The sequence below is a fragment of the Rathayibacter sp. VKM Ac-2835 genome (assembly GCF_013266705.1).
Taxonomy (GTDB): Bacteria; Actinomycetota; Actinomycetes; order Actinomycetales; family Microbacteriaceae; genus Rathayibacter.
In genome coordinates, this window is record NZ_JABSNQ010000003.1 from 150,123 (window position 1) to 168,683 (window position 18,561).

The window sequence follows — 18,561 nt, forward strand, 5'->3', positions numbered from 1 at the left end:
TCCGCCCGGATCCGCAGCGCTCACGACCGGAGCACCACGGAGGGAAGCGCATGCGGACGACCGCGCTGTACGTCGTCTTCGCGATCCTTGCAACGGCGGTGAATCTGAGCACGCAGATGCTCGTCGAGCTCGCCGTCGACGCGGAGTTGGCCACCGTCGCCGCGGTGCTCGCGGGCACCCTGACGGGGGTGATCGCCAAGTACGTGCTCGACAAGCGCTTCATCTTCAAGCACGAGACGATGAATGCGGCGCACGGGCTGAAGACGTTCCTCCTCTACGGCGTGATGAGCGGCGTGACGACCCTGATCTTCTGGGGCTTCGAGTTCGGCTTCGACGCCCTCTTCGGCACGGACCTCGCCCGCTACACCGGGGCCGTCATCGGCCTGGCCATCGGCTACGTCGCCAAGTACCACCTCGACAAGAACGTCACGTTCTCCGGCCCGCGAGAGGAGCCCGCATGACCAGCCCCGTCTCCTCCTGGGGCCTGCTCTCGCGCGACGAGCACCGGGTCACCCGGATCACGAGCGTCGAGCAGGCGCAGGCCGCGCTGGCCGTGGGCGACAGCGGGATCGCGTACGGGCTCGGCCGCAGCTACGGCGACGTCGCGCTCAACGGCGGCGGCAGGATCTGGGACTTCAGCGGCTTCGACCGCCTCCTGGCCTTCGACGAGGAGACCGGCGTGCTCCGGGCCGAGCCGGGCGTGCTGCTGCGCGACGTGCAGGCCGTCTTCTCCCCGCGCGGCTGGATGCTGCCGGTCACCCCCGGCACCAAGAACGTGACCCTCGCCGGCGCGATCGCGAACGACGTGCACGGCAAGAACCACGCCTCCGCCGGCACGATCGGCCGGCACGTGCGCTCCTTCACGCTGCTGCGCAGCGACGGGTCGTCCTCGCGCTGCACGCCGACCGAGAACGTCGAGCTGTTCGAGGCGACGATCGGCGGCCTCGGGCTCACCGGGCTGATCGTCGAGGTGGAGCTCGGGCTCGCGCGCGTCCCCGGTCCGTGGCTCGTCAGTGAGGACGTGCCGTTCCAGACCCTCGAGGGGTACCTCGACCTCGTGCACGAGTCGATGGACGTCTTCGAGCACACCGTGGCCTGGATCGACGTGACCACGGGCGGCGGGCGCCGCGGCGTCTACTCCCGCGCCGACAGCACGGCCGCCCCGGAGCTGCCCGAGACGCGGCCGGGCTCGCTGAAGGTGCCCTTCGCCTTCCCGCTGTCGGTCGTCAACCGCGCGACGCTGCCGCTGCTCAACCGCGCCTACTACCGCCTGAAGGCGACCCGCGCCCGCCGCTCGGTGCAGCACTACGAGCAGTTCAACTACCCGCTCGACGCGATCGAGGGCTGGAACACGATGTACGGCCCGCGCGGCTTCTACCAGTACCAGAGCACCGTGCCGTGGGAGGGGGCGCTCGAGACGACCCGCGAGATGCTCGCGCTGATCGCGGCCTCGGGCACCGGCTCCTTCCTCGGCGTGCTGAAGACCTTCGGGGCGCTGGAGTCGCCGGGCCTGCTGAGCTTCCCGGCGCCCGGGGTCTGCTTCGCGCTCGACTTCCCCAACACGCCCGTCGCGCTGCCGCTGTTCGAGCGCCTCGACGCGCTGGTGCTCGCCGCGGGCGGCCGGCTCTACCCGGCGAAGGACGCGCGCATGACGCGCGAGATGTTCGAGGCCGGCTTCCCGCGCCTCGCCGAATTCGCCCTCCAGCGCGACCCGGGGATCTCCTCCGGCTTCTCGCGCCGAGTCCTCGGGAGCTGACGTGAGCACTGGTACCCCCTCCAAGATCGTCGTGGTCGGAGCGACCTCCGCCATCGCCGAGCACACGCTGCGGCTGTGGCTGGGCACGGGCGCGCGCTCGGCGCTGCTGGTCGGCCGCGACGCCGGCCGGCTGGAGGCGCTGGCGACGGATCTGCGCGTGCGCTTCCCCGCCGCCGCGCTCTCGGTCGCCGCGGTCGACCTGACCGATCCCGCCGCGATCTCCTCGGTCGTCGCGACCTCGCTCGAGGGCGGCGCCCCCGACACCGTGCTGATCGCCCACGGCACGATGACGACCCAGGACGAGGCGTCCGCCGACCTCGCCGTCGCCCGCGACGTCCTCGTCGTCACCGGGGTCTCGGTGGCCCTCTGGATGGAGGCGTACGCGAACGCGCTGACCTCCGGGAGCATCGGCGTGATCGGCTCCGTCGCCGGCGACCGCGGCCGGAAGACCAACTACGTCTACGGCTCCGCCAAGGGCCTGGTCGAGCGCTTCGCCCAGGGCCTGCAGCACCGCCTGGCCGGCTCGCGGCTCTCGGTCGTGCTGATCAAGCCGGGCCCGACCGACACCCCGATGACCGCCTCGCTCAAGCAGAGCGGCGCCTCGCTGGCCCCGGTCGACTCCGTCGCGAAGGACGTCGCCGCCGCGATGGCCTCCGGGCGCGCGGTCGCCTACGCCCCGGCCAAGTGGCGCGTCATCATGACGGTCATCCGCCTGCTGCCGTCCCCGATCTTCAACCGCCTGAACATCTGACGCCGGGTCTCGATACGCCCCTCCGGGGCTACTCGACCAGCATGCAGCGCGGGGCATACCGGCCCGCGCTGTCTATGCAGTCCCTGGCACGCCTCCCCCATGCTGATCAGGCAGTCCCTGGCAGGCCTTCTTCATGCTGATCGAGTAGCTCGCGGAGCGGGCGTGTCGAGATCCACCGTCGTCAGAAGTCCGGTCCACCGCGGCAACGCACGGAACGCGTCGATCTCGGCGTCACGGCCCGCGAAGTCGTGTTCCTCGTTCACCGTCGGGGCACACTGGTCTGATGACGATCGCTCTGGTTCTCAAGGTGCACGACGGGGTGGTCCTCGCCTCCGACAGTGCCACGACGCTGACGCAGACCCGCTCGGACGGCTCGATCGATGTCGTCAACATCTACAACAACGCCGACAAGCTCTTCAATCTGCAGAAGGCACTCCCGATCGGCGCGATCACCTGGGGGCTGGGGAACATCGGCCCGGCTTCCATGTCGACCCTCGCGAAAGACCTCCGGCACCGCTTCACCTCGAGTGACGACGACCGCTGGAGCGTGCTGCCCGGGTCGTACACGATGCAGGAGGTCTCGCGTCTCGTCGAGGAGTTCCTCTTCGACGAGCGCTACGAGCCCCTTCACCGCGGAGTCGCCGCACACGAGCTGCCGTCGCTCGGATTCCTCACCGCGGGCTACTCCGCCGGTGCGGACCATCCGCAGATCTTCCACCTCTCGATCGAAGGCGGTCGGGCGACCAGCACTGAGGTGCTCACCGGAGAAGCGGGCGCGATGTGGTGGGGGCAGCCCGAGGCCATCGCGCGCCTGTTGAACGGCGTGAGCCTCGATACCGGCCCCGCGTTGATCAATCTCGGCCTCGAGCCTTCGCAGGCTCCGACGGTCGCCGCGCAGTTGCGCGATCAGCTCGCGACGCGCATCGTCTCCCCTGCGATGCCGATCCAGGACGCCGTCGAACTGGCACAATTCCTCGTGTACACGACGATCCAGTTCGTGCGGTTCACCCCGGGGAATCCGACGGTCGGCGGTCCGATCGACATCGCGACCATCACCAAGCACGAGGGCTTCAAGTGGGTGGCCCGCAAGCACTATTACGACCACGACCTCAATCCACCGCAGGAGACGACATGAGCAGTCAGAGCTTCCCGGACAGCAACGTCTACCGTTCGCAGAGTCAAGGCGCTGCAGTCGGCGCCGCACGAGCCACGTCGGGGTCGTACGATCCGCGTCCGAGCCAGGGTACGAAGACGCCGCCGCAGAGGATCGTCCTCCATCCGGGCGGTACCTCCGCTCGATAGCCCTCCGCGGCTACTCGACCGGCACATGCTGATCGGGTAGCCCGCAGGGCGGCCGCATCGAGACTCGTGTCTCCCCGTGGAATCACCTCCGGAAGGGGGATCTGCAAGGGGGTTCGCCGCAGACGGCCGCGTTCTACGCTCGGCGCATGCCCCTCCGCAGTGCTGCGAGCGCCCCAGCCGTCCTTCCGCAGATCGCCGCGCCCAGCGCTCGACAGCGGGCCGCGGCCGAGGTGCTCGGGCACGTCGTGGTGGCTCTCGCGGTCGGGTCGGCGCTGCTGCTGCTGGCGTCGGCGAGCGTCGCGGGGCTGCCGTTCCTGCCCGGCGGGGGCCGCGTGCCGCCGTTCGAGGCGTGGTCGCTGATGCGGACGTCGGCGACGGTGCAGATCGGCGCCGCGGTGCTCGCCGCCGGCCTCGCCGCGCTCGCCCGCGCGGGCGGCTGCCGCGTCCGCGCCGACCGCTGGTGCCTCGTCGCCGCCCTCAGCGCCGCCGCCGGCGCCGTGCTGCTGTCGGCCCCGCCGCTCTGATCCGCGGATACGCGGCAACGGCCGATCGAGCAGCCTGCGGAGCGGGCGACACCCCATGCTGATCGAGTAGCCCGCGCAGCGGGCGTATCGAGATCCACCGTCGCCCGAAGGCGAGTCTGCAGACCCGCCGGCTGGTGACGGCGGGTCTCGATACGCCCCTGCGGGGCTACTCGACCAGCATGAAGGCCGCGTGCGGGCGGCCGGAGGGCACGTCGCGGCGGAGCCGCGGCCTCCGAGGAGGCTCGACCAGCGCGGTGCAGTCCTACGCCGGCGCCCCGATCGTGGAGTCCTCGTAGTCCTCCGTGAGGCCGTGGGGCGTCTTCTCCCACTTGTGCGGGCTGAAGACGATCTGCCAGGCCGCGCGCCAGGCCGAGATGGAGTGCAGCACCCAGTAGACGGGGTTCAGGATCGCGAACGCCGCGACCCGCCAGTTGTAGCGCTTCCACGCCGCGATCCCCGAGACGACGATCATCAGCGTGTTCGAGAAGAGCATGTTCGTCGTCCCCGCGACGATCAGCCACTCCGGCAGATCGAGCCCCAGGAACTGCACGCCGATGTAGGTGATGACGGTGAAGCCGAGCACCAGCGGATAGAGGAGGAACGCGACCGGCGTCCCCATGATCAGCGCCACGAGGCTCAGCGACCCCAGCACCCCGTTCACCTTGAACCAGCGGATCGGGTGCCGCGTGTTCACGCCCGCGGTCATCATGTAGCCCTTGATCCAGCGGGTGCGCTGCTTGATCCACGCGGGGACCTCGGCGCACGCCTCCTCCCAGGTGTTGGAGTCGACCACGCCCACGCGGTAGCCGTGCGCGGCCACGCGCAGGCCGAGGTCGGCGTCCTCCGTGACGTTGTACGGGTCCCAGGCGCCGAGCTCGCGCAGCACGCGGGTCTCGAAGTGGTTCGAGGTGCCGCCGAGCGGGATCGGCAGGTGCGACTGGTCGAGGCCGGGCAGCATCGCGCCGAACCAGTGCGCGTACTCGACCGCGAACATCCGGGTGAGCACGTTGTAGTCGGCGTTGAAGTAGCTCAGCGCCCCCTGCAGGCAGACCAGCTGCTTCTGCTCCGGATCCACGTGCTCGCGCTCGAAGGCGTCCTCGCGGAACAGCCGCACGCACTTGCGCAGCTGGTCGGGGTCGGGTCGGTCCTCCGCGTCGTAGATCACCACGAACTCGCCGCGGGCGAAGCTGAGCCCGTAGTTGCAGGCGCGCGGCTTGGTCTGCGGGCCGCCCGGGGGCACGATCACCATCCGCACGTACTCCGGCGGGCTCATCCGGCGCACCGCCGCGATCGTCTCGTCGTCGTCGGCCTCGAGCAGCACGAGCACCTCGAGCTTGGCCTTGGGGTAGTCGAGGGCGCCGAGGTTCACCAGCAGCTTGCTGATGATGTTGGCCTCCTTGTAGGCGGGGACGAGGATCGTGTAGATCGGCAGCTCCTCGTCGGTCATCCGCGGCGGCGAGACGTCGAGGCCGCGGCGGCCGCGCTCGATCGCCACCTCCTCCTCCCAGGCCTTCACCGAGCTCTGGTTGAGCGGGGCGCGCAGGCCGGCCAGCGCCTTGAAGGCGATGTTCATCAGGAAGAGCAGGTTCGCCGAGGCGAGCACGATCACGAAGGTGAGGCTCGGCGCCAGCACCGCGCCGACGATCACGATCGCGGCGACCACGAGCGGAGTGATCACCTGCCAGCGGCGCAGCCCCGACTTGGCCGACTCGTCGCCGCTCTGCACCGCGAGCGAGTCGGCCGCGCCGAAGAGCAGGGCGGCGCGGCAGGCGTTCTCCACGGCCTGGAAGACGTCCCAGTCGGTCGTGGTCCGCACGGCGACGACCTCGACCTCGAGCATCGCGCGGGCCTCGGCGAGCATCTCCTCGGTCGGCGGGACGGAGGTGGCGATGACGCCGGTCCCGTCGGACAGCACGCGCCAGGGCAGCCAGCCCGCGCCGACCAGGGTGGAGGCGCCGATGCGGGCCAGCAGCGCGGCTCCCGGCGGCTCCTCGACCAGGTCGATCATCGGCGCGTCCCACTGCTCCGCCAGCGCCGCGTACATCTCGCGCCGGGTGACGGCGCCGTCGATGATGAGGTGCCGGCCGAGCAGGCCACCCTCGCGCGCCTGCCGGCGCAGGGCCTCGTCGAGCTGCTCGCTCGTGATCAGGCCGCGGGCGAGCAGGATCTCGCCCACCCGGGCGGTGGCGGTCGCCATGGTCAGCCTCCGAGCCGCTCGTAGATGACGTAGATCCCCTGCGCGAACACCGGGCGGTAGCGGGTGTCGAAGGAGGAGTCGCGCGTGATCGCGTCGTAGACGAGGTCGGCGACGCCGGTCTCGCTGAGCTCGGGGGCGTCCGCGGTGGTCACGAAGACCCACTTCGCGTGCGTGTACGGGGCGGCGAGCGCCTCGTCGAACAGCTCGCCGGCCGAGCGGTTGTAGTACTCGGCCAGCGGCACGCCGATCTCGGGCAGCAGCGCGTTGCCGGCCGCGCTCTCGTCGATCAGGATGCCGCCGCCGTCGTAGTGCTCGCTCAGGAACCGGGCCGCGGCCGTCGCGCCCGACGCCTCCTTGATCGAGACGTAGCCGGTCGCCTCCGCGATGACGGCGTTGCGGTCCAGGTCCTGCGCCCACCAGGCGGTCTGCGCGCCGAGCAGCACGAGCACGAGACCGAGGGCGCCCGCGCCGATCCGCGGCAGCCGCCGCAGCGCGTCGACCAGCACGGCGCCCAGCACCGCGAGGAACGGCAGCACCGACAGCGCGTAGCGGTTGTTCCACCAGTTGGTCGGCAGGGTCTGGTCGTTGTTCATGTGCGTCTGGCCGAGGTACAGGCTCAGCAGCGAGAAGGCGTAGGAGACGATCATCAGCCAGATCACGAGCGCGTCGTCCGAGATCCCGCGCCGCCAGGCCAGCACGAGCGCACCGGCGAGGCCGAGCGCGACCGTGAGCAGGCCCGAGGTCTCGAGGACCGCCCAGTTGTACGACCACAGCGTCAGCCCCGCGTTGCCCTGGTACGCGAGCAGCCCCGCGTCGGCGACCGCCTTCTGCAGGTTCGCGGCCGAGTACTGGCCGTTCATGAACTCGAGCGGGTTGCTGTAGACGGCGAAGTTGTAGACCAGCCACCAGACGATGGCGATCAGCGGCAGGATCCCGAAGGCGCTCGCCATCTTGATCGCGTAGACGAACGACCGCTTCCTCCGCCAGGCGACGATCAGCACCACGAACGTGCCGCCGAAGACCAGCACCCAGCCCTCGTAGCGCGAGAGCGTCGCGGCCGCGGCGGGCAGGCCGGAGAAGACCATCATCTCGCCGGCGCTGAGGTTGCGCCGGCTGGTGACCCAGTGCGCGAGCCCGGAGAAGCAGCCGACCATCGTGACGATCAGCACCGGCTCCGTCATCGCGGTCGAGAAGGCGTAGAGCACGCCGGGGTTCGCCAGCACCAGCAGCACCGCGGTGAGCCGGCCGGCGCGCAGGTGGCCCACCCGCGCCGAGATCCGGTAGACGCCGCAGGCCGTGCCGGCCAGGCAGATCATCCCGAGCAGCCCCGCCGCCCAGCCCGTGTGCCACAGCCAGAGCGACTGGACGAACGGGATCAGGATCAGGCTCGGCACCGGCAGCCAGACCGTGCCGAGCTGGGTGAAGCCGGGCGCCTTCGAGTCGAAGATGCGCCGCGAGATCGAGAGGTGGCTCTGGGTGTCCGCGTAGGCGAGGTTGATCCCGGAGGAGGTGGTCACCAGGCAGGCCGCGAAGCCCACCAGCAGCGAGACCACCAGGATCACGACCGTGCCGGGCACCTGCCGCCCGGTGACGGGCCGGCCGAGGCGGGCCCACGCCTCCCGCCACCAGGGCGGGCGGGCGGGCGCGCCGGCCACCGGCGGCGGGGCGGCGATCGTGCTGGTCATGCGCTCGGTCAGTCGGTCGAGGAGGGGCGCGCGGCGGGCTGGTCGCCCTCCAAGATCGGCGCGGATCCCGGCGCGGCGGCGGACTCGCCGGCCGCCCGCTCCTGCGCGTCGACGTAGGCGGCGACCTTCCGCGACCGGCGGCGGCGCGCCAGCCAGCCGAGCAGGATGAGCGCCCCGATCACCACGATCGCGATCACGAACCAGATGGCGTAGGAGGAGTAGTCGTCCTTCACCTCGTCCTGCGGGGTGATCTCGTTGCTGTCGATCGCGACCGGGTCGCTCTCCGTCGATCCGGAGACGGCGAGGTTGCCGGACAGCGAGGTCCAGCCCTCGTCGGCGGCCCAGCCGGCGATCGAGGACTGCAGCCCGGAGGACGCGGTCGCGTCGCCGTCCGCGCTCCAGCCGCCCAGCAGCACGATCTCGCGGCCGTCCGTCGTGAAGGCCTCGAGCGCCGCGTACGGCGCCTCGGTGCCGACGCCGTAGCTGAGGCGCGAGGCGTCGATCGCCGTGAAGGCGGCGAGGCGCAGCGGCGTCTTCAGCGCCTCGGCCTCGTCGGTGCCGGCGCCCACGACGACCCCGGAGCGGTCCGAGTCGACGAACTCGTCGACTCCGACGACCGAGACGGCGAGGGGGTCGGAGTCGACCCGCTGCAGCGCGGTGACGAGGTCGCCGGCGCTGCGCAGGGCGTCGGCGCCGGTCGCGGACCCGCCGAACGCGACGGCGAGCTCGCCGCCGAACGCCTGCGGGAAGCGGCCGAAGCCCGGGGCCGCGGACTCGCCGCGGACACCGGTCACGGTCGAGCCGGCGCCGTCGACGAAGAACTCGATCGGCACGGAGTCGGCCGAGCCGATGCAGGCGCCGTCGCTCTCGCGCACGGCCGAGAGCGTCACCGAGAGCCCGTTCGACGCGCTGAGCTGGCCGGTCGGCACCGGCAGCGTCATCGCGACGTCGGTGTCGGCGCCGAGCACGGTCGAGCCGATCAGGAAGTCGTTCCAGTAGACGTTGGCGGTCGCGGTGATCCCCTCGGGGACGGCGGAGTGCGTGCCCACGAGGTTCAGCTCGACGCTCGAGACGGGTCCGCCGAACGCGGACTGCGTGATCGTCGTGTAGCTCGTCGACGCCCCGGTGCTGCCGAGGGCGATGCGCTCGGTGCCGAAGTCGGCCAGCGAGTGCTCGAGCGAGCTCGACGGGACGACCTTCTGCGCGAGGCCGGTGGTGGTCGCGCTCGAGGCCAGGCCGGCGTACTCGCTGCCGAGGGCCGCTCCGGCCGCGGCCAGGTCGGCCTCCGCGCCGGTGAGGGTCAGCTCGGGCACGCCGCCGGCGTCGCCGATCGCGCTGACGACGTCGCCGTCCCCCGCGGTGAAGCGGACGATGCGGCCCTGCGCGGCGTCGAGGACCGGGCGGCCCTCGGTGGCGCTCTCCTCCGACACGGTGATCGCGGTGCCGGAGGAGTAGCGCGAGGCGAGCGAGGCGGCGGCCGAGAGCCCCGCGGCGCGCAGGGCGTCGTCGGCGCCGTCGGGCACGACGATCGAGACGCCGGTGACCGCGTCCGAGAAGAAGTCGCCGACCGTGGTCGGCGCGGTCGGCGTGCCGTCGACGACGACGCCCAGGTCCGAGACGGTCAGCAGATCCGTCCCGACCTCGCAGAGCGCGCCGGCCGAGCCGTCGGACCCGCCGAGGCGGACGCCGATCGCGAGCACGCCGTCGACGACGTCGGAGGCCTGGACCGGGGCGTCGATCGCCGTCGCGGTGGCGGCGTCGAGCGTCTGCACGACGCGGCCCGACACGACGACCGAGAGCTGCCCGGTCAGCGGCTCCAGCGGGGTGAGCGACGCGACCACGCGGGTCGGCACGACGCCGTCGGCGACCGGGACGGTGACGAACTGCAGCTCGGACCCGGCCGCGACCGAGAGCACGGCGTCGCTCGCGAGGCCCTGGACGGTGCCGCCGGTGGCCGGATCGACGAGGTCGGCCGCGGCCGCGGGAGACGCGGCGCCGAAGGCGAGGCCGAGGCAGAGGACCGGGACGAGCACCGGGACGAGGGCGCGTCGAGGCAGGAGCGAGGAAGCCATGGGGCGGTGTTCCGATCGGCATACGGGAGCCCGGGAGGTCCGGCGCTCGAGGATGGAGAGTGGAACGGTCGTGCACGGACGAGGGCGGAGAACCGCGGAGGTCCGGGAGGAGAAGCCCCGTTCTCGCGTCAGTCTAGGCAGTCGCCGACGGCCGATCCGGTGGTCAGCAGCCGCTGCTCCGCCCCCGTCCGAGTGTCAGGCCGGCCGTAGACGAAACCCTGCACATCGGTCACCCCGAGCTCGCGCAGGGCGACGATCGTGTCCTCGTCCTCCGCGCCCTCGACGATCATCCGGACCCCGACGGCGACGGCGAACGACTGCATCGCCCGGACGATCTCGCGCTGGCGCATCTCGGTCGTCAGCTCGGCGATCAGGGCGCGGTCGAGCTTCACGATGTCGAGCGGGAAGGTCGCGACGGCGAGCGCGGAGGAGCCCTCGGTGCCGAAGTCGTCGAGCGCCAGCAGCACGCCTCCGTCGCGCAGGGCCTGCGCCTGCGCGCGCAGCGTGTCCGTCGCTCCCGCGAGCGAGCCCTCGCTCAGCTCGATGCAGAACTGCACGCCCGGGAACCGCGCGGGGACGGCGGCGAAGAACGGGCCGAGCCGGTCGGCGGCGAGCTGCTCCAGGTCCGCGTTGACGCTCATGCACTCCACCCCGGCCCCGGAGTCGCGGAAGCAGGCGGCGGCGGACATCGCCTTCTCCACCACCTGGACGGTCAGCTCGTCGAGCAGGCCGGCGTGGCGCACGGTCCGGATGAGCAGGGACGGGTCGATCCGCCCGAGCGCCGGGTCCTCCAGCCGCACGAGCGCCTCGTAGGCCCAGATCCGGTCGGTGCGGAGGTCGACGACGGGCTGGAAGGCGAGGTCAAGGGTGCGGTCGCGGAGGGCGCGCGACGCGGCCTGGCGGACCGGGTCGGTCAGCACCGAGGTGACGTCCAGGCTGCTCGAGCGCCCGCGGCCCGAGCGGCCCCGGCCGCGCTTGAGCGCGAGCATGCTGCGGTCGGCCTCGATCACGATGGTCGTCGGGTCCGGCTCCTCGTGCGCCGAGAAGGCGACGCCGACGGTCACGACCGGAGCGAGCGTGTCGCCGTCGACGGTCGCGGGCTCGCTCACCCGCTCGACCAGGGCCTGCGCCCGGGCGCGCGCGTCCTCGGCCGAGTCGAGTCCGCGCAGGATCAGCGCGAACTCGTCGCCGCCGACCCGCGCGGCGAATCCGCCCTCGACGGTGACCTCTGCGAGGCGCTCGCCGACCACGCGCAGCATCTTGTCGCCCACGTGGTGCCCGCGGCCGTCGTTGAGCTCCTTGAAGTCGTCGAGGTCGAGGAAGAGCACGGCGATGCCCTCGAAGGGCGTCCGGTCGCGGTTGGCGGCGACGAGCGCCCCCTGGAACGCGCGCTGGTTCGGCAGCCCGGTCAGCGCGTCGTGGTCGACGGAGCGCCGCAGCGACTCGACGTCGTAGCGGGTGGCGAGCGTGTCGGCGCCCATGTGCGCGAGGGCGTCGAGGATCTGCTCGTCCTCGGCGTCGAACGGGACCGCGCTGACCCGCTTGGACGCGACGACGTAGCGGGTCCGGCCGTCGGGCAGGACCATGGCCGAGGCGATCTCGCTCCCGGAGGCCGGCTCGTCCCGCACCTCGATGGCGTCCGCCTCGATCGAGGTCCGCGCATGCACGACGATCTTCCGCTCGGCCTGCGCCACGGTCCCCCAGGGCAGCCCGAGCGCCGCGTCGAGGACGCCGGAGAGCCGGCGCCGCACCCGGCCGACCTCGATCCGCTTCGCGACGCTGAAGACCAGCGCGCCGACCACGAGGACGACCATCGGGCTCTGCTCGATCGCGGGGTCCCCCGCCATCGCCGGCACGACGACCGCGTCGAGGACCCAGACGACCGTGCTGAGCGCCCAGACGAGGAGGAGATAGGCCCCGACCCGCTTGGGCGCGAGGGCGCCGAAGCCGAGCTCCCACTGCATCCCCCAGCGGCCGCGCTGGCGGACCAGGTCGACGAGCAGGATCACGGCGAGGAAGAGGGCACTGGCCGCGAGCAGCGCGATCGGCGGCGTCAGCGCGGCCCTCGTCGCCTGGAACACGGTCACGAAGAGCAGGGCGGCGAGCGAGCCGAGACCGGTGACGTAGCCGGCCACCGCGAGGCTCCGGGTCTGCAGCAGCTGCGTGACGAGGCTCGCCGCCGTCCACACGCCGAGCAGGCGGAACGGGTCGGCCTCCGGGGCCATGATCACGAGGAGCGTGACCGTCAGCCCGGCGATCGGCATCCCCGAGCGGCGGCCGAGGTTCATCCGCAGCGACGCGGTGAGGGCGACGGCGACCCCGAACGCGGCGACGAACGCCCAGCTGATCGGCGGAGTGATGATCAGCAGCGCGGTCGCCCGGGCCACGAGGACGAGCGCGAAGACGGTCAGCGCACCCGCGATCGCGATGTCGAGGAGGCCCAGCTCGCGCGTACGGTGCATGCTGGCATGGTAGGCGGTGGTCCGACGCGGGGCACCCGGGCCCGGCTGTCGACGATCCCTGCGGTCCGAACGCCCCAGTTCGGAGGTCTGCACGCGGTGGCGCGGCGCAGGACTGTGAGCCCATGCCTCCCCTCACCGCTCTGACTGCCGACCTCACCCGTCGCAGCCTCTTCGCCTCCCCCCTGGGCGTCGCTCTGGCCGATTCCGCCCCCTCCGACCCCGTCCTGCACTCCGAGATCGCCGCACCGGGCGGGGTCGCCGGCCTCGACTCCACCGCCACCGTCCCCGTCGTCCAGCTGCCCGAGGCGGTCCGCACCGTCTCCGGTGAGCGCCCCGTCGCGAAGGGCGAGCTCGTCTACAACGTCCAGGACTACGGCGCGACCGGCGACGGCAGCACCGACGACCTCCCCGCCATCGACGCCGCCATCGACGCGGCCGTCGCCAGCTACGGCGGTGTCGTGTACTTCCCGCGCGGCATCTACCGCATCGCCGGTTCGATCGGCCGCGCCGGGGGCCTCGCGAGCATCGCCTTCCGCGGCGCGGGCGAGCTGTCCACGCGGATCCGCTCGCTGACGAACGCCCCCGTCGTCACCGGCGCCTTCTCCGCCTGCCGCTTCGACAACCTGATCCTCGACGCGAACGACCTCGGCTCGCCCTGCGTCTCGGCGCACCTGGACAAGACCGTGCTCGACTCGCTGCAGCTCTACGGCTGGACCGGCTACGGGATGCGCCTGAACGACGGCACCTTCGGCGACCTCGGCCTGCTCAACCGCATCCAGCGCTGCAGCATCGACCAGTGCACGGGCATCGGCATCTGGACGGGCTACCGGATGATCGACTCCTGGATCGTCGAGAACAACATCGGCGCGAGCTACGCCGACCTCTCGATCGAGGGCGGTCCGATCCGCATCCTCGGCAACCACCTCGACGGCTCGCCGCAGATCAACATCGAGCTGCGCGGCAACCGCCGCGTCACGATCGCGAACAACATCATGGAGGGGGCGCGCAAGCAGTCCCTCGTCTACACGATGCCGCCGTGGCTGACCGAGGACCTCGCGCAGATCCAGATCGTCGGCAACGCGATCAGCAACGGCGGCAAGGCCGCGGCGAACACCTACCCCGCCATCGCGATCCTCGGCGTCTCGCCGACCGCCCGGACCGTCGGCTTCAGCATCACCGGCAACATCTTCGCCTGCGAGGACGCCGGCTCCGGCTGGACCCACTGCGTCGAGGCCCTGAACGCCCGCGCCGTCTCCGTCCTCGGCAACCAGTGGGCGACCGGCCACGTGAACGCCAAGCCGGTCCGCGCCGTCGGCAGCACGGCCTACGAGGTGATCGGCAACCACGGCGACAACGCGGTGAAGACCACGTAGCCGTCGGCCGCCGGCCGAGCAGCCCCGCAGGGGCGCGTCCATGCTGGTCGAGCAGCCCCGAAGGGGCGTATCGAGACCCACCCACCCCCGGGAGGGCGGATCTGCAGACCCGCCTCCCGGTGACGCCGGATCTCGATACGCCCGCTCCGCGGCCTACTCGATCAGCATGGAAGGGCCGCCCGCTCACTCCCCGCCCCGTTGCATGCTGGTCGAGCAGGGGCGCATCGAGACCCACCCATCGCCCGACCCGTGCCACCCTGTCCGCATGCCCCGACTCGACGCCTCCGTCACCGCGCACGTCGACGCGATGCACCACCCGCGCCGCGACCAGATCGAGCGCACGCGCGAGGCGGTCCTCGCCGCCGACGAGCGCCTCATCGAGTCGGTGAAGTGGAACGCCCCGAGCTACGCGATCGGCGCGCACCTGGTGACCCTCCGCCTCCGCCCCGGCGACCGCGTCGAGGTGATCCTGCACCGCGGCACCGCGCCCCTCCCGGACCGTCGCCTCGCCGACGCCCTGTCCGACCCCGACCACCGCCTCGACTGGCGCGCCCCCGACCGCGCCGTCCTGGCACTCGCCCCCGGCGAGGACCCGTCCTGGCTCACCCGTCTCGTCGCACAGTGGCTGGCGGCCATCGCCCCGCACTGACCCGCTCGCCCCTCTCCCGACCTCCGGCACGCGGAACCACCTCCGGCACGCCGGAACCGCCCGGTCCCGCGAGCCGAACCCGATCCCGCGAGCCCGAGGTCCTCCCGAGCCGCGCACCCGCCCCGCGCGTCAGCGCCAGGCCAGCGCCGACCGCTCGGCCCAGTACTCCCCCGGATCCTGCGCCGGCAGCCCCTCCGGCACCGTGCCGGCCCGCGCCTGCAGGTTCTCCCGCAGCTGCCCCGGTGTCGCCGCGCCGCTGAGCACCACGTCGGCCCACGGCTGCCCGAGCGCCGCACCGAGCGCGACGTCCTCCGGCGCCGCGGGCAGCCGCCGCAGCAGCTCCGGCGCGCGGTCACCGACGAGCCGCCCGTTCGCGAGCGCCTCCTTGACCACCACGGTCCATCCGGCGTCGTGCGCTTCGGCGAGCGCCGCTCCCGCCGAGCGCTCCAGCAGGTTCCAGGTCGTCTGCACCGTGCTGAACGGCGAGTCCGGGATCGCCAGGGCGAGCCGGATCGTCCGCGCCTGCTCCGGTCCGCTGGTCGAGAGCCCGACCGCGACCCCGGATCCCGCGAGCCCGCGCAGCCGATCCAGCAGCGCCCGGTCGACGAGCGCCGGGCTCTCCGGAGTGATCGAGTGCACGAGGTAGCGGTCCGGCGCGCTGCCCAGCGCCGCGAGCGTCGCCGACCACTGGCGCTCGAGCATCGCGACCGAGTGCTCCTTGCGCTCGTGCACGGCCGCGTCCATCGCCCACTCGCCGACGTACTCGTAGCCCCACTTCGACTCGACGGTCAGCTCGCTGCGCCGCTCCGGATGCTCCGCGAGCCAGCCGCCGAGGAACTCCTCGGCGCGCCCGTAGGACCGGGCCACGTCGTAGAAGCGGACGCCCAGATCCCACGCCGTGTCGAGCAGCTCGTGCGTGCGCCCGCGGAGGGCCTCGACGCTGCGCCCCTCCGGCGGCCCGAGGTCGCCGTCGCGCCCCGCGGTGATGTAGGCCGGTCGCCCGACGGCGGCCAGGCCGAGGCCGAGGCGGGGAGTGCGGGATGCCATGGTGCTCGTTCCGTCCGGGGGTGCCTCCACCGTAGCCACCGCCCGCCCGCGCGCCCCGCCCGTCCCGCTACCGTCGAGCGGTGACCACCGCCGACCGCCGCACCCTCGACCGCAGCATCCTGCGGCTCGCCGTGCCCGCGCTCGGGGCGCTGATCGCCGAGCCGCTGTTCCTGCTCACCGACTCCGCCCTCGTCGGCCACCTCGGTGCGGTGCCGCTCGCCGGCCTCGCCCTCGGCGGCGCGGTGCTGCAGACGATCGTCGGCCTGATGGTGTTCCTCGCCTACAGCACGACTCCCCGGGTCGGCCGCGCGCTCGGCGAGGGCGACGAGCGCCGGGCGGTGGCGGCCGGGATCGACGGCGGCTGGCTCGCGCTCGCGCTCGGCGCGGTCATCGCGGTCGCCGGAGCCATCGCCGCCCCCGCCCTCATCGGACTCTTCGGCGCGGAGCCCGCAGTCGCCGATGCAGGGGTCCGCTACCTCTCGGTGAGCATGGCCGGGATCCCCGCGATGCTGGGCGTCTTCGCGCTCACCGGGCTGCTCCGCGGCTTCCAGGACACCCGCACCCCGCTGATCATCGCGGGCGGCGGATTCGCGCTGAACGCGGCCCTGAACGCCGTGCTGATCTACCCCGCCGGCCTGGGGATAACCGGGTCCGCCCTGGGGACGGTCGTCGCGCAGTGGGGGATGTTCGGCGCCTACGCGGTGATCGCGCTGCGGCTCGCCCGGCGCACCCGCGCACCGCTGCGCCCGCACTCCGCCGGACTGCGCGCCTCCGCCGGGTCGGGCGGCTGGCTCCTGCTGCGCACCGCCTCGCTGCGCGCCGCCATCCTGATCGCCGTCGCGGTCGCCGGCTCGCTCGGCGCCGAGGAGCTCGGCGCGTTCCAAGTCGCGATGACGCTGTTCTCCACCGTCGCCTTCGCCCTCGACGCCGTCGCGATCGCGGCGCAGGCGCTGCTCGGCCGCCTCCTCGGCGAGGGCGACCCCGCGCAGGCCCGAGCGGTGGCGAAACGCTGTGTGACCTGGGGAATCGGCGCGGGAGTCGCCCTCGGAGCGGTCATCGTCGCGACCAGCGGAGTGCTCCCGTTCGTCTTCTCGAGCGACGCGGAGGTGCTCCGCCTGCTCCCCGCGGCCCTCGTCGTGGTCGGCCTGACGGCCCCGCTCGGCGGCTACGTCTTCGTCCTCGACGGGGTGCTGATCGGCGCCGGCGACGGCCGCTACCTCGCGCTGAGCGGCCTCGCGAACCTCGCCGTCCTCGCCCCGCTGGCCCTCCTCGCGCCCCTCGCGCCCGAGGACTGGCGCCTCCTGGCCCTCTGGATCGCCTACGCCGTCGGCTTCCTCGGCGCCCGCGCGCTCACCCTCGGCCTCCGCTTCCGCGGCGACGTCTGGCTCCGCTGACCCTCGAACGAAGTTTCGAACACCCTGTGGACAACCCTGTGCACAACTCCCGGCGACCCCCGCGTCCACCCCTCCCCGCGAGATGCCACTTGAGTACGCGACACGCCGCGAAACGCGGTCACAAGTGGCATCTCGCGGAGGGGATCAGGGCGCGTCAGCGCGGAGGAGCGCTCGTCGTGCCGCGGTGGAAGACGGCCTCGAAGCAGACCGGCTCGGCCTCGTCGCCGGCGATCAGCGCGAGCACGGCGCGGGCGGCGGCCCGGCCCTTCTCGACCGCGGGCTGCGCCATCGTCGTCAGGTCGTACTCGGCGGCGAGCCCCGGCACCTGCACGCCGTCGAAGCCGACCACGGACACGTCCGCGGGCACCCGCAGCCCGAGGCGCTCGGCGGCGAGGATCACGCCGGCCGCCAGCAGGTCGCTCTGCGCGATCACGGCCGTCGGCGGCTCGTCCGCGCCGAGCAGCGCCTGCCCGGCCGCGACGCCCTCGTCCACCGTGCTCGCCCCCGCGGTGACCACGTCCAGGTCGCCGAACACGTCCTGCGCCCCGAGCAGCCGCTCGACCGCCGTGATGCTCGGACTCGAGCGCCAGTCCGCCGGGAGCGGTCCGCGCCGCCGGTCCTTCGCGAAGGGCAGCGAGACGACGGCGACGCGCTCGTGCCCGAGCTCCCGCAGATGCTCGGCCAGCGTGCGGGTCGCCTCCCGGTTGTCGAGCGAGACGACGGCAGCGCCGAGATCGGAGACCCCCTCGACCACCACGACCGGCACGCCGCGGCGCCGCAGCACCGCCACCGAGTCGTCGACGGAGGGACTGCAGCCGACCAGGATCATCGCGTCCACCGGCGCCGTCGCCAGCAGTCCCGAGCCGCCCTCGGTCTCGGTGAGCAGCAGGATGCCCGCATCGGCCCCGCCCAGCACGTCCGCGATGCCGTCGAGCATCGCGATCTTGATCGGGTCGCGGAAGGCGTGCAGCACGCGCTCGTCGACGACGACCCCGACGATCCCCGAGCGCCCGCGCCGGAGCGACTGCGCCCGCGGATCCGGTCCGGCGTAGTCGAGCTCGGCGGCGGCCTGCAGCACCCGCTCGCGGGTCCCGGCCGAGACCGGCCCGGCGCCGCTGAAGACGAGGGAGGCGGTCGACGGCGACACTCCTGCCCGGCTCGCGACCCGCGCGAGGGTCGGTCGCGACGTCGGCGATCCGGCGCTCTTCGACTCCACGGCCCTGCTCGACTCCACGGTGCTCCTCGTCCCCGGTCCGGAGGCCGTCGTCGGGCGACTCGTCCTTGACCGGTCCGGGCGTTCCGGATAGCTTAGACCGGCCCGCATCGAATCGATTCGATTCCGTTCGATC

Annotated in this window: 14 protein-coding genes; 8 read left to right on the forward strand and 6 right to left on the reverse strand. The window is 72.7% G+C overall.

Annotation, left to right across the window (positions count from 1 at the left end; all coding sequences use genetic code 11):
* Window positions 1-50 precede the first annotated feature (50 nt).
* The 5 genes from HRK28_RS14465 to HRK28_RS14485 all read left to right on the forward strand — a co-directional run bounded on the left by HRK28_RS14465 (window position 51) and on the right by HRK28_RS14485 (window position 4,333).
* Window positions 51-461 carry a GtrA family protein gene (locus tag HRK28_RS14465; protein WP_173252119.1) on the forward strand — a complete coding sequence of 137 codons (411 nt, stop codon included), beginning with the start codon at window positions 51-53 and terminating at the stop codon, window positions 459-461.
* Window positions 458-1,756 carry an FAD-binding oxidoreductase gene (locus tag HRK28_RS14470; protein ID WP_173252120.1) on the forward strand — a complete coding sequence of 433 codons (1,299 nt, stop codon included), beginning with the start codon at window positions 458-460 and terminating at the stop codon, window positions 1,754-1,756. Before HRK28_RS14465 ends, HRK28_RS14470 begins: the two co-directional genes overlap by 4 nt.
* A gap of 1 nt (window position 1,757) precedes the next feature.
* The gene (locus tag HRK28_RS14475) at window positions 1,758-2,507 is read left to right on the forward strand and encodes an SDR family NAD(P)-dependent oxidoreductase (protein ID WP_173252121.1); all 750 of its coding nucleotides are present in this window, start codon (window positions 1,758-1,760) and stop codon (window positions 2,505-2,507) included.
* Between the two features lie 283 nt (window positions 2,508-2,790).
* Window positions 2,791-3,642: a hypothetical protein gene (locus tag HRK28_RS14480; protein ID WP_173252122.1), complete on the forward strand. Its 852-nt coding sequence runs from the start codon at window positions 2,791-2,793 to the stop codon at window positions 3,640-3,642.
* A gap of 313 nt (window positions 3,643-3,955) precedes the next feature.
* Window positions 3,956-4,333, forward strand: coding sequence for a hypothetical protein (locus tag HRK28_RS14485; RefSeq protein WP_173252123.1), 378 nt, complete (start codon window positions 3,956-3,958; stop codon window positions 4,331-4,333).
* A gap of 262 nt (window positions 4,334-4,595) precedes the next feature.
* On the opposite strand, the gene HRK28_RS14490 is transcribed toward HRK28_RS14485, so the two are convergent.
* The 4 genes from HRK28_RS14490 to HRK28_RS14505 all read right to left on the reverse strand — a co-directional run bounded on the left by HRK28_RS14490 (window position 4,596) and on the right by HRK28_RS14505 (window position 12,749).
* Window positions 4,596-6,530 carry a glycosyltransferase gene (locus HRK28_RS14490; protein WP_160086022.1) on the reverse strand — a complete coding sequence of 645 codons (1,935 nt, stop codon included), beginning with the start codon at window positions 6,528-6,530 and terminating at the stop codon, window positions 4,596-4,598.
* Window positions 6,531-6,532: 2 nt separating this feature from the next.
* Window positions 6,533-8,215 carry a glycosyltransferase family 39 protein gene (locus HRK28_RS14495; RefSeq protein WP_173252124.1) on the reverse strand — a complete coding sequence of 561 codons (1,683 nt, stop codon included), beginning with the start codon at window positions 8,213-8,215 and terminating at the stop codon, window positions 6,533-6,535.
* A gap of 8 nt (window positions 8,216-8,223) precedes the next feature.
* Complete coding sequence (locus tag HRK28_RS14500) at window positions 8,224-10,287, reverse strand: hypothetical protein (protein ID WP_173252125.1); 2,064 nt, start codon at window positions 10,285-10,287, stop codon at window positions 8,224-8,226.
* Between the two features lie 128 nt (window positions 10,288-10,415).
* On the reverse strand, window positions 10,416-12,749 hold the full coding sequence (locus HRK28_RS14505) for a bifunctional diguanylate cyclase/phosphodiesterase (protein WP_173252126.1): 2,334 nt from the start codon (window positions 12,747-12,749) through the stop codon (window positions 10,416-10,418).
* Window positions 12,750-12,871: 122 nt separating this feature from the next.
* On the opposite strand from HRK28_RS14505, the gene HRK28_RS14510 reads away from it, so the two are divergent.
* Both HRK28_RS14510 and HRK28_RS14515 read left to right on the forward strand, forming a co-directional pair.
* On the forward strand, window positions 12,872-14,122 hold the full coding sequence (locus HRK28_RS14510; RefSeq protein ID WP_173252127.1) for a glycosyl hydrolase family 28-related protein: 1,251 nt from the start codon (window positions 12,872-12,874) through the stop codon (window positions 14,120-14,122).
* Between the two features lie 265 nt (window positions 14,123-14,387).
* On the forward strand, window positions 14,388-14,771 hold the full coding sequence (locus tag HRK28_RS14515) for a DUF1801 domain-containing protein (RefSeq protein WP_173252128.1): 384 nt from the start codon (window positions 14,388-14,390) through the stop codon (window positions 14,769-14,771).
* A 129-nt stretch (window positions 14,772-14,900) separates the two neighbouring features.
* Here HRK28_RS14515 and HRK28_RS14520 read toward each other — a convergent pair whose 3' ends face one another.
* A complete protein-coding gene (locus HRK28_RS14520; RefSeq protein WP_173252129.1) occupies window positions 14,901-15,818 on the reverse strand; it encodes an aldo/keto reductase in 918 nt (305 codons plus the stop codon).
* An 80-nt stretch (window positions 15,819-15,898) separates the two neighbouring features.
* On the opposite strand from HRK28_RS14520, the gene HRK28_RS14525 reads away from it, so the two are divergent.
* Window positions 15,899-17,212 carry an MATE family efflux transporter gene (locus tag HRK28_RS14525; RefSeq protein WP_367948435.1) on the forward strand — a complete coding sequence of 438 codons (1,314 nt, stop codon included), beginning with the start codon at window positions 15,899-15,901 and terminating at the stop codon, window positions 17,210-17,212.
* A gap of 154 nt (window positions 17,213-17,366) precedes the next feature.
* On the opposite strand, the gene HRK28_RS14530 is transcribed toward HRK28_RS14525, so the two are convergent.
* Entirely contained in the window at window positions 17,367-18,446 is a 1,080-nt protein-coding gene (locus tag HRK28_RS14530) for a LacI family DNA-binding transcriptional regulator (RefSeq protein ID WP_244231710.1), read from the reverse strand.
* Between the last annotated feature and the right edge of the window lie 115 nt (window positions 18,447-18,561).